Here is a 632-nt window from a genome sequence, read left to right on the forward strand (position 1 = left end):
CGTCGACTGCATGTCGATGGTCTGCGGGGCCATGGTGATGATCAGGGACGAGCCGGCCTTCGCCGACAGCGCGCGCAGGGCCTGGGTCATGTAGGTCGCGTTGAGACCGTTCTCCAGGTCGATGTCGACGCCGTCGAAGCCGTACGTCTGCATCAGCGAGTAGACCGAGTTGGCGAAGTTCGTGGCCGATGCGGCGTCGCTGACCGACACCGAGCCCTTCTCGCCGCCGACCGAGACGATGACCTTCTTGCCGGCCGCCTGCTTGGCCTTGATGTCGGCCTTGAACTGGTCGACGGTGTAGCCGCCGAGGCCGGCGGAGTCGAGGGTGAAGCTCACCGCGCCCGGTGTCGACGTCGCGTCGGCGAAGGCCACCGCGATGATGTCGTAGGCGGAGGGCACGTCCGACAGTTTCTGGACCGTCGCGCCGTTGTTGAAGTTCTGCCAGTAGCCGGTCACCGCGTGCTTGGGTAGGGTTCCGCCCCCGCCGCCGGTGCCGGAGGACGTCGTCCCGGTCACCGTCGCGGACTTCGCCGACTCGCCGGCCGCGTTGGTCGCCGTGACCTGGAAGGAGTACGACGTGGCGGCCGACAGGCCGGTCACCGTCGCCGACGTGCCCGTGACCGCCGTGACCT

General features: G+C 68.4%; 1 protein-coding gene. It reads right to left on the reverse strand.

The features are described from left to right. Window positions 1–632, reverse strand: a 632-nt coding sequence (locus IE312_RS42715; protein ID WP_268254376.1) for a glycosyl hydrolase family 18 protein, incomplete at both ends; no start/stop codon positions are given.

The organism is Streptomyces capoamus, from assembly GCF_014654935.1.
GTDB lineage: Bacteria > Actinomycetota > Actinomycetes > Streptomycetales > Streptomycetaceae > Streptomyces > Streptomyces capoamus.